This is a genomic window from Streptomyces sp. NPDC002156 (genome assembly GCF_053593675.1).
This window is the reverse complement of sequence record NZ_JBSFDA010000266.1, coordinates 1-8866: the sequence shown is the minus strand read 5'-3', so window position 1 is coordinate 8866 and position 8866 is coordinate 1. Positions and strand designations below refer to the sequence as shown.

The following is an 8866-nucleotide window of genomic DNA, read 5'->3' as shown; positions in this document are numbered from 1 at the left end:
GGGGTCTGGGGGCGCAGCCCCCAGGGATGGGAACGGGTAAGGGCGGCGGGGGCGAAATCCTGGTTACGCCTGTGTCACTGGTTCCCGTGTGAACAGGGTGCCCAGGGACGGGGCGTTCACCTTGCGGGTTGTCAGCCTCAGGGCCTCCCAGACCGTTACCTGGTTTGCCGTCAGGACCGGCTTCGCCAGCTGACTCTCCAGTTTTTCTATGTGCGACGCCGTGTGCAGGGCCGTGTCCGGCAGCAGGAGTGCCTCCGCTTCCGGGGCGTCCGACTCCTGCGCCAGGGCTCGTACGTCCTCCTCGTTCCACTCCCCCACCTCCGCCGCCGTGATGATCCCGGCGCCCCTGAACCCCGTCACCTCCACCCCCGCCGCCCCCAGAAACTCCGCGAACAGTTCCGCCACGTCCGCCGGGTACGTCGCCCCGATCGCCACCCTCCGTACCCCCAGCTCCCGCACCGCGTGCACGAAGGCGAAGGACGTCGACGAGGCCGGCATGCCCGCGGCGCGGGCCAGGTCGCGGACCTGGTCGTGGGCGCCCTCCCAGCCGTACACGAAGCTGCCGCTGGTGCACGCCCACACCACCGCCTCCGCGCCGCACAGCCGCAGCTGCTCCACGCCCGCCGCGAGGCGGTCCGGCGAGCCCATCTCCAGGAGGGCGTCCACGCGGTGCGCGTCCTCGCCGATGTCCGTGTGGACCACGTCCAGCCGGATGTCGCTGCCGAGCATGTGTTCCATGCGCTGGTAGTCGTCCTCGGCGGAGTGGCCCGGGTACAGGAATCCGAGTGCCGTCATGTCCAACCTTCCCGTTCCTGGTGTTGCTGGTGCTCCTGCTGTTCCTGGGGCCATGCGCGTGCCGCCTCGTCCAGCAGCGCCTGGTACGGCCCCACCGCCCGGGTACCCAGTCGACGCAGCGCTGCCCACATCGTGACCTGGTTGGCCGAGATCACCGGGATGCGCAGTTCCGCCTCCAGCTGTGCGATGACGTCGTATGTGGGGAGGTTCGTGCAGCTGATGAACAGTGCTTCCGGGTGGCCCTCGCGGCTCTCCTCCACCGCCCTCCTTGCCATCTCCGCCACCGCTCGGTACGGGACCTTCCAGATGTGCCGCGTCAGGCCCATGAACGCGCGGCCCGTGACCGTGACGCCCGCCTCCGCCACGTACTCCTCCAGGGCCCGTGTCACCGACACCGTGTAGGGGGTGACGAGGGCTACTCGGCGTACGGAGAGTTCCGTCAGCGCCTCCAGCAGCGCGCCCGACGTCGTCACCGACGCCACCTCACCCGCCCTGGTCATCGCCTCGCACATCGCCCGCTCGCCCGCGACACCGCCGACGAAGCTGCCCGACGTGCAGGCGTAGGCGACGATCTCGGGGGCGATGACGTTGAGGGTGCGTACCGCGTCGCCGAGTGTCTCGTGCTCGCTGACCAGTCGGGCCAGGTCGAGGCTGACCTCCACGGGGACGTACGGGGTGCGGGTGAGGTGGAGGGACACCTCGTCGGGGACCCAGCGCCACAGCTCGCGGTCCAGGGCGAAGTCGAAGGGGGCCACCACACCTACGCCGCGCTGCGGGCGTGGTCCACCGAGAAACGACACATCCATGACAGGCACCGGCCTCACAGTGAGGAACGACGGGGCAACGGACCGTACGCACATCCGTGTTGACGAAGGTAGGTTCGGGTGCGAGCGTGGTCAATCCGCGCATGTCAGACGTCCGGCCCCCTCCCCCCAGCGTCCCCCAATCGGAAACGGCTCACCATGCCCGCGCCCACCACCCTCCTCGTCCTCGACGCCGACCCGCCGCCCCGCCTCGGCAGGCTCACCGGGCGGGCCCGGATCACGCATGCCGATGACACGACTCTTGCCGGGAAGCTCCCTCACGCCGATGTCCTGTTGGTCTGGGACTTCACCTCGCATGCCGTACGGGCCGCCTGGCCGGGCGAGGGGGCACGGCCGCGCTGGGTGCATACCGCGAGTGCCGGCGTCGACCACCTGATGTGCGCCGAACTCGCCGCGTCCGACACCGTCGTGACCAACGCACGCGGCATCTTCGACCAGCCCATCGCCGAGTACGTCGCCGCCCTCGTCCTCGCCATGGCCAAGGATCTGCCCCGGACGCTCGACCTCCAGCGGCGGCATGAGTGGCGGCATCGGGAGTCCCAGCGGGTCGCCGGGACCAAGGCCTGTGTTGTCGGGTCCGGGCCCATCGGGCGGGCAATTGCCCAGTATCTCAAGGCACTTGGTATCACCACCGCCATCGTCGGGCGCACTCCTCGTACCGGGATCCATGGGCCCGACGACCTCAACCGGCTGATGGCGCGGGCCGATTGGGTGATATCCGCCGCTCCCCTCACCGCCGACACCCACCGTATGTTCGACACCCGCCGCTTCGGTGTCATGCAGCCTTCTGCGCGTTTCATCAACGTCGGGCGGGGACAGCTCGTCGACGAGTCCGCGCTCGCCGAGGCCTTGTCGAAGCGGTGGATCGCGGGTGCCGCGCTGGACGTGTTCGAGCATGAACCGCTCCCGTCCGACAGTCCCTTGTGGGACGCGCCCGGGCTCGTCGTCTCCCCGCACATGAGCGGTGACACGGTGGGCTGGCGCGATGAACTCAGCACGCAGTTCGTCGAGTTGTACGAGCGGTGGGAGGCCGGGAAGCCGCTGACCAATGTGGTCGACAAGCAGCGCGGGTACGTACCGGGGCACTGACACGCACTACCACACGCACTACCGGAGGGGCGAACGATGACCGAGCCGACCCAGCTTGCCGAACTCACCGCCGACCGACTCCTCGACGGTTATCGCAAAGGCGAGTTCAGTCCGCTCGACGCCACCCGGGCCGCGCTGGAGCGGGCCGAGCAACTCCAGCCCGTCGTCAACGCGTTCGTGCGCATCGATGCCGACAGCGCGCTCGCGCAGGCCCGCGAGTCCACCGAGCGGTGGCGGCGCGGTGAGCCGGCGGGGCTCGTGGACGGCGTACCCACGACCGTGAAGGACATCATCCTGCTGCGCGGTACGCCCACCCTGCGCGGCTCCAAGTCTGTTGATGTCAACGGGAGTTGGCGTGAGGACGCGCCCTCCGTCGCCCGGCTGCGCGAGCACGGCGCCGTCTTTCTCGCCAAGACGACCACTCCGGAGTACGGCTGGAAGGGCGTCACCGATTCGCCGCTGTCCGGCGTCACCCGCAACCCGTACGACACCTCGCGCACCGCCGGTGGATCGAGCGGCGGGAGTGCCGCCGCCGTCGCCCTGGGCGCGGGTCCGCTGTCGCTCGGGACGGACGGCGGGGGCAGTGTCCGTATCCCCGCCGCCTTCTGCGGGATCTTCGCGCTGAAGCCGACGTACGGCCGTGTCCCCCTCTATCCCGCCAGCGCCTTCGGGACGCTCGCGCATGTCGGGCCGATGACCCGGACCGTGGCGGACGCGGCGCTGCTGATGGAGGTGATCGGGCAACCCGACTCCCGTGACTGGTCGGCCCTCGGGCCGTTCTCCGGGTCGTTCCTCGACTCCCTCTCCGGCGGGGTGCGGGGGCTGCGGGTCGCATACTCGCCCTCCTTCGGCGGTCAGGTCGCGGTGCGTCCGGCGGTGGCCGGCGTGGTCCGGCGGGCGGTGGAGCGGCTCGCGGAACTCGGCGCGTACGTCACCGAGACCGACCCCGACCTCACCGACCCGGTGGACGCCTTCCACACCCTGTGGTTCAGCGGGGCGGCCCGGGTCACCCAGCGACTCGGGGCGAAGCAGGTCGAGTTGCTCGATCCCGGGCTGCGGGAGATCCGGACGGTGGGGGCTCGTATCAGCGCGCTCGACTATCTCGCCGCTGTCGACGTCCGGATGGAACTCGGGCGTCGGATGGGGCTGTTCCACGAGTCGTACGACCTGCTGGTCACGCCTACCTTGCCGATCACCGCGTTCGAGGCGGGAGTTGAGGTGCCCGTCGGGTCGGGGCTGCGGCGCTGGACGGGGTGGACCCCGTTCACGTACCCGTTCAACATGACGCAGCAGCCCGCCGCGAGTCTCCCGGTGGGGGTCGACGGGGACGGGCTGCCGGTCGGGATACAGATCGTCGCGGCCCGGCACCGGGACGAACTGGTGCTGCGGGCCGCGCACGCGCTGGAGGAGGCACTCGGGCCTGTCCCCGTCAGGCCCGAGCTCCTCAGGCCCGGCGGAAGCTGAGCGTCTCCCCCGCCGCGCCCGTCCGCCACAGGTCGTTGCAGGCTGCCGCCATCTCCGGGAGGCCCTCGACCACCTCGCCCCACACCGTGCCCGGCACCCAGCCCACATCGCCGTTCAGCAGCAGGTTGTTGCGCTCGTAGAACAGGGCCAGGTCGATCAGTGTCGTGCCGGGTCCGACCTCGCGGTCGTAGCCGTACGACTTCGTGCCCAGCTCCGCTCCCGCGAACGCGAAATAGCAGAGATCTCCGGGGATCGGGGTAACTGTCGGATTTTCCAGGGGCGGTTCCGAACCGGCTTCCGCGAAGGGCGGGAAGAGGGCGTAGATCTCGTTGCGGGCATACTTGGCGTGATAGACGTCACCGGACAGCGGCAGGGCATTCCACACGGTCTCGCAGGTGATGGGGGCACGGTCCGTCAGGAGTTTTGCCGTGCAGTGGATTCCCCTGGTGACCAGTGACACTTCGATGTATCGATCGTCAGCCATGCATTCCATAGTGCATAACTCGTGCGCTCTCGGGTAGCCGCGCGGCCATGGCTCCATCAATCGCACCACCACGCATAGGACGCCGGTCGCTGCTCGCGGGGGTAGCGGCGCTCGGCACCCTGGGGACGGTCGGCTCGTTCGGCACCCTCGGGTGCAGTCGTGTGTCCGCGGACTCCGGCGTCGAGGGCGGTGACCTGCTCGACCGGCTCCGGGCGCAGGGCGTCGTACGGCTCGGTATCGCCGGTGAGATTCCCTTCGGATACATCGACAAGGACGGTGAACTGACCGGCGAGGCACCTGAGTTGGCGCGGGTCATCTTCAAACGGCTGGGGGTGGACCGGGTTCAGCCCGTGCCCACCGAGTTCGGGTCGCTCATTCCCGGCCTGAATTCCCAGCAGTTCGATGTCGTGGCCGCCGGGATGTACGTCAATCCGGAACGCTGCCAGCAGGTTCTCTTCGCCGACCCCGACTACCAGATGCTTGATTCTTTCGTTGTCCGCAAGGGAAATCCCAAGGATCTTCACAATTACTCGGACATCGTGAAGAAGAAGGCCAAGCTCGCCACCGGTACCGGATATGCGCAGATCCAGCATGCCGTCGAAGCCGGTTACAAAGAGAGCGATCTGCTCATCGTGCCCGACCAGGTGGCCGGCCTGAACGCCGTGGAGGCCGGGCGCGTCGACGCGTTCGCCGGCACGGCGGTCACCGTCCGGCTGGTCGCGAAGAACTCCCGCAAGGCGGAGGCCACCGACGCCTTCGCGCCGGTCATCGGCGGGAAGCCCCGGGGCGACGGGGGCGCGTTCGCGTTCCGGCTGACCGAGACGAAGCTCCGGGACGCCTTCAACGTCGAGCTGCACAAGCTGAAGAAGAGCGGCGAGGTGTACCGCATCCTGCGGCCGTTCGACTTCACCCAGGACGAGATGACCGATCTGACCGCGAAGGAGCTGTGTCGCGGATGACCTCCGGACTCTGGGAAATAGTCCTCAGAGGGGTCTGGGTCACGATCCAACTCCTCGTGTTCAGCGCCTTGTTGGGCGTTGTCGTCGCCTTCGTCCTCGGGATCTCGCGGACCCACCGGCTGTGGTTCGTGCGCTTCCTCTCGGGCGCCTGCACCGAGGTGTTCCGTGGCACCTCGGCGCTCGTGATGATCTTCTGGGTGTACTTCGTGCTGCCGCCCGCCTTCGGCTGGCAGCTGGTGCCGATGTGGGCCGGCACGCTCGCGCTCGGCCTGACCTATGGCGCGTACGGCTCGGAGATCGTGCGCGGCGCGCTGAACTCCGTCGACCCGGCGCAGCGGGAGGGCGGGATCGCACTCGGGTTCACGCCCTGGCAGCGGATGCGGCTGATCCTGCTGCCGCAGGCGGTGCCGGAGATGATCCCCTCCTTCTCCAACCTGCTGATCGAGCTGCTCAAGGGCACCGCGCTGGTGTCGGTCATGGGCATGGGTGATCTGGCCTTCAGCGCCAACCTGGTGCGGCTCGCGCTGCAGCAGAGCGCCGAGATCTACACGTACATCCTGCTGATCTACTTCGTGATCGCCTTCCTCCTCACCCGGGTCATGCGCGGCCTGGAGAAGCAGCTGAAGCAGCAGCTGGCCGGGCGGCCGACGGGAGGTGCCGCATGACATGGGACTGGGGCGCCGTACGCGACTTCATGCCGTTCTTCTGGGACGGGCTGCTCGTCACCCTGCAGGCACTGGCCCTCGGGTCGCTGATCTCGTTCACGCTCGGGCTGGTCTGGGCGCTGCTGATGCGGACGCCGACGCGCTGGGTGCGCTGGCCGGTGGGGGTGGTCACGGAGTTCGTGCGGGACACCCCGCTGCTCGTGCAGCTGTTCTTCCTCTTCTATGTGCTCCCCGAGTGGGGCGTCGCCGCCTCCGCGCTGACCACCGGTGTCATCGCGATCGGGCTGCACTACTCGACGTACACGATGCAGGTGTACCGCGCCGGCATCGAGGCCGTGCCGCCGGGCCAGTGGGAGGCGGCCACCGCGCTCAGCCTGCCCCTGCGGCGCACCTGGACGTCGGTGGTCCTGCCGCAGGCGGTGCGCCGGGTCGTACCGGCGCTCGGCAACTACGTGGTCGCGATGCTCAAGGACACACCGCTGCTGATGACGATCACCGTGCTGGAGATGCTCGGTGAGGCGCGGCTCTACTCCCAGGAGCACTTCCAGTTCACCGAGCCGCTGACCGTGATCGGCGTCGCCTTCATCGTGATCTCCTTTCCCGCCTCCCTCCTCGTACGAACTCTGGAGCGACGCCTTGCCAGTTGACACCGTTGACACCGACAAGACCCCTGAAACACCCACCGAGCTGGTCCGGCTCGACCAGGTCACCAAGCGGTTCGGTGAACAGACCGTCCTCGACCGGCTGAGCCTCTCCGTCGACGCCGGGCGGCATGTCACGCTCATCGGTCCGTCCGGGTCGGGCAAGACGACGATCCTGCGGATGCTGATGACCCTGTCCAAGCCCGACGAGGGCACGATCACCGTCGACGGGGAGCAGCTGTTCCCGGCGCCCGAGAAGCAGGTCCGCGAGGTGCGGAAGAAGATCGGGATGGTGTTCCAGCACTTCAACCTGTTCCCGAACATGAGCGTGCTGCGCAACATCACCGAGGCGCCCGTCACCGTCCTCGGCCTGTCCAAGGAGGAGGCGGAGGCGCGCGGGCGCGATCTGCTGGAGCTGGTCGGCCTCGCGGACAAGTGCGACGAGCGGCCGTCCCGGCTGTCGGGCGGACAGCAGCAGCGGGTGGCGATCGCGCGGGCGCTGGCCATGCGTCCGCAGGTGCTGCTGCTCGACGAGGTGACGTCGGCGCTCGACCCCGAGCTGGTCGCGGGCGTCCTCGACGTGCTGCGGGACATCGCCCGCACCACCGACATCACGATGCTCTGTGTGACCCACGAGATGGGTTTCGCCCGGGACATCTCAGACCAAGTGCTGATGTTCGATTCCGGCCATGTGATCGAGTCGGGTCCGCCGGAGAAGATCTTCAGTGATCCGGAGGAGGACAGAACGCGCGAATTCCTCAGCGCGGTGCTCTGACCGCGCCGAAGAGGCGCTCTGCATGCCAACGGCATATGCCAAGTGAACACGCGCCTGCTGAGAGGCCACTACCCGAGCGAACAATCTCGTCAACGCCCCCTCCACGTAAGCCCCTTGACGGCTATCGTGGAGGGGATTGGCTGTCCGGATCACGGCCCAGAAGCAAGCCAGGGGGAACACCGTGGCTCTCAAGCACGAGCCGACCGCGCCGTACCACTCGGCCCAGGACGCCCTGCGCGTCCTGGACACGGTGGCACGGCACTCCGCCGGTGTCACCGACGCCGAAATCGCCCGCCAGACCCGCCTCGGCACGGACCGGCTCACCCCACTCCTGCGCATGCTGCGCCGCGAGGGGTACGTCGAACAGGCCGCCGACGGTTCGTACGTCTCCGGCACCTCCCTCAGCCGCCTCGGCGCCACGCACGGCCACGACCAGGCTCTGCGCACCCAGCTCCAGCACACCCTCGACCGGCTGCGCGACTCGGTGGGCGCGGCGATCTACATGAGCCGGTACGTCGACGGCGAGATCCATGTCACCCAGTGCGCGGAGAGCGCGGCGACGCCCGCGGTCAACGAGTGGGTCGACTTCCGCACGGCCGCGCACGCCAGCGCGATCGGCAAGAGCCTGCTGGGCCAGCTCGACCACAACAGCCGGCGCGACCATCTCGCCCGCCACAAACTGGCCCGCCTCACCTCGCGCACGATCACCAGCGAGCGGGTCCTGCTCTCCCGCCTGGCGAACCAGCCGCCCACCGTGCCGGTCCTGGACCTCCAGGAGTACGCGGTGGGCACGGTCTGCGCGGCGGTCCCGATCACGGCCGGCTCGACGGTCGGCTGCCTCGCCCTGTCCCTCCCGGTCCGGCACGCCCACCGCCTCCGCCAGGCGGCGGACCGGCTGAACCGAGGGGCTGCCCCGGTGCTCCTGTCGCTGGCCATCTAGCCCCTGATCGCGGCCGGGCCGCCCGGTCCGCAGCACTCTCCCGGACCAGGTATTATTTTTCCTGTCGCCAGCCGCGAGAGCGGTCGGCGAGAGTCATGCGCCGCTAGCTCAGTTGGTTAGAGCAGCTGACTCTTAATCAGCGGGTCCGGGGTTCGAGTCCCTGGCGGCGCACACGAAGATCGAAGGCCTCCTGCCGAAGCGGGGGGCCTTCGATGTTGAGACGAGCCACT

At 68.8% G+C, this 8866-nt stretch carries 10 protein-coding genes and 1 tRNA gene; 8 read left to right on the top strand and 3 right to left on the bottom strand.

Annotation, left to right across the window (positions count from 1 at the left end; all coding sequences use genetic code 11):
- Positions 1 to 63: 63 nt before the first annotated feature.
- Together ACWCRB_RS47305 and ACWCRB_RS47300 are read right to left on the bottom strand one after the other, a co-directional pair.
- Positions 64 to 795, bottom strand: coding sequence for a maleate cis-trans isomerase family protein (locus ACWCRB_RS47305; RefSeq protein ID WP_451001990.1), 732 nt, complete (start codon positions 793 to 795; stop codon positions 64 to 66).
- Positions 792 to 1601 (bottom strand): maleate cis-trans isomerase family protein, encoded by an 810-nt coding sequence (locus ACWCRB_RS47300; RefSeq protein WP_451001989.1) that lies wholly within the window; start codon positions 1599 to 1601, stop codon positions 792 to 794. The genes ACWCRB_RS47305 and ACWCRB_RS47300 overlap by 4 nt, the downstream gene beginning before the upstream one ends.
- 156 nt (positions 1602 to 1757) lie before the next feature.
- Here ACWCRB_RS47300 and ACWCRB_RS47295 point away from each other — a divergent pair, with 156 nt between their 5' ends.
- Positions 1758 to 2708: a D-2-hydroxyacid dehydrogenase gene (locus tag ACWCRB_RS47295; RefSeq protein WP_451001988.1), complete on the top strand. Its 951-nt coding sequence runs from the start codon at positions 1758 to 1760 to the stop codon at positions 2706 to 2708.
- A gap of 36 nt (positions 2709 to 2744) precedes the next feature.
- Positions 2745 to 4172, top strand: a complete 1428-nt coding sequence (locus tag ACWCRB_RS47290) for an amidase (protein ID WP_451001987.1) — start codon at positions 2745 to 2747, stop codon at positions 4170 to 4172.
- Here the strand turns inward: ACWCRB_RS47290 and ACWCRB_RS47285 are convergent.
- Positions 4153 to 4665 (bottom strand): DUF3830 family protein, encoded by a 513-nt coding sequence (locus ACWCRB_RS47285; protein WP_451001986.1) that lies wholly within the window; start codon positions 4663 to 4665, stop codon positions 4153 to 4155. The genes ACWCRB_RS47290 and ACWCRB_RS47285 overlap by 20 nt on opposite strands.
- A gap of 38 nt (positions 4666 to 4703) precedes the next feature.
- Between ACWCRB_RS47285 and ehuB the strand changes: the two genes are divergently transcribed.
- The 6 genes from ehuB to ACWCRB_RS47255 all read left to right on the top strand — a co-directional run bounded on the left by ehuB (position 4704) and on the right by ACWCRB_RS47255 (position 8807).
- Positions 4704 to 5615, top strand: a complete 912-nt coding sequence (gene ehuB, locus ACWCRB_RS47280) for an ectoine/hydroxyectoine ABC transporter substrate-binding protein EhuB (protein WP_451001985.1) — start codon at positions 4704 to 4706, stop codon at positions 5613 to 5615.
- A complete protein-coding gene (gene ehuC / locus ACWCRB_RS47275; protein WP_451001984.1) occupies positions 5612 to 6280 on the top strand; it encodes an ectoine/hydroxyectoine ABC transporter permease subunit EhuC in 669 nt (222 codons plus the stop codon). Before ehuB ends, ehuC begins: the two co-directional genes overlap by 4 nt.
- Positions 6277 to 6927 carry an ectoine/hydroxyectoine ABC transporter permease subunit EhuD gene (gene ehuD / locus ACWCRB_RS47270; protein ID WP_451001983.1) on the top strand — a complete coding sequence of 217 codons (651 nt, stop codon included), beginning with the start codon at positions 6277 to 6279 and terminating at the stop codon, positions 6925 to 6927. The genes ehuC and ehuD overlap by 4 nt, the downstream gene beginning before the upstream one ends.
- The gene (ehuA, locus tag ACWCRB_RS47265; RefSeq protein WP_451001982.1) at positions 6917 to 7696 is read left to right on the top strand and encodes an ectoine/hydroxyectoine ABC transporter ATP-binding protein EhuA; all 780 of its coding nucleotides are present in this window, start codon (positions 6917 to 6919) and stop codon (positions 7694 to 7696) included. Before ehuD ends, ehuA begins: the two co-directional genes overlap by 11 nt.
- 181 nt (positions 7697 to 7877) lie before the next feature.
- Positions 7878 to 8636, top strand: a complete 759-nt coding sequence (locus ACWCRB_RS47260; protein WP_451001981.1) for an IclR family transcriptional regulator — start codon at positions 7878 to 7880, stop codon at positions 8634 to 8636.
- A gap of 97 nt (positions 8637 to 8733) precedes the next feature.
- Positions 8734 to 8807: transfer RNA gene (locus ACWCRB_RS47255), tRNA-Lys, on the top strand.
- Positions 8808 to 8866 lie beyond the last annotated feature (59 nt).

What these genes read in the sequence shown, in the direction of transcription:
- ehuB (WP_451001985.1), top strand. Translation starts at nt 4,704, where the DNA reads ATGGCTCCATCAATCGCACCACCACGCATAGGACGCCGGTCGCTGCTC.
- ehuD (WP_451001983.1), top strand. Translation starts at nt 6,277, where the DNA reads ATGACATGGGACTGGGGCGCCGTACGCGACTTCATGCCGTTCTTCTGG.
- ehuC (WP_451001984.1), top strand. Translation starts at nt 5,612, where the DNA reads ATGACCTCCGGACTCTGGGAAATAGTCCTCAGAGGGGTCTGGGTCACG.
- ACWCRB_RS47295 (WP_451001988.1), top strand. Translation starts at nt 1,758, where the DNA reads ATGCCCGCGCCCACCACCCTCCTCGTCCTCGACGCCGACCCGCCGCCC.
- ACWCRB_RS47305 (WP_451001990.1), bottom strand. Translation starts at nt 795, where the DNA reads ATGACGGCACTCGGATTCCTGTACCCGGGCCACTCCGCCGAGGACGAC.
- ACWCRB_RS47290 (WP_451001987.1), top strand. Translation starts at nt 2,745, where the DNA reads ATGACCGAGCCGACCCAGCTTGCCGAACTCACCGCCGACCGACTCCTC.
- ACWCRB_RS47285 (WP_451001986.1), bottom strand. Translation starts at nt 4,665, where the DNA reads ATGGAATGCATGGCTGACGATCGATACATCGAAGTGTCACTGGTCACC.
- ACWCRB_RS47300 (WP_451001989.1), bottom strand. Translation starts at nt 1,601, where the DNA reads ATGGATGTGTCGTTTCTCGGTGGACCACGCCCGCAGCGCGGCGTAGGT.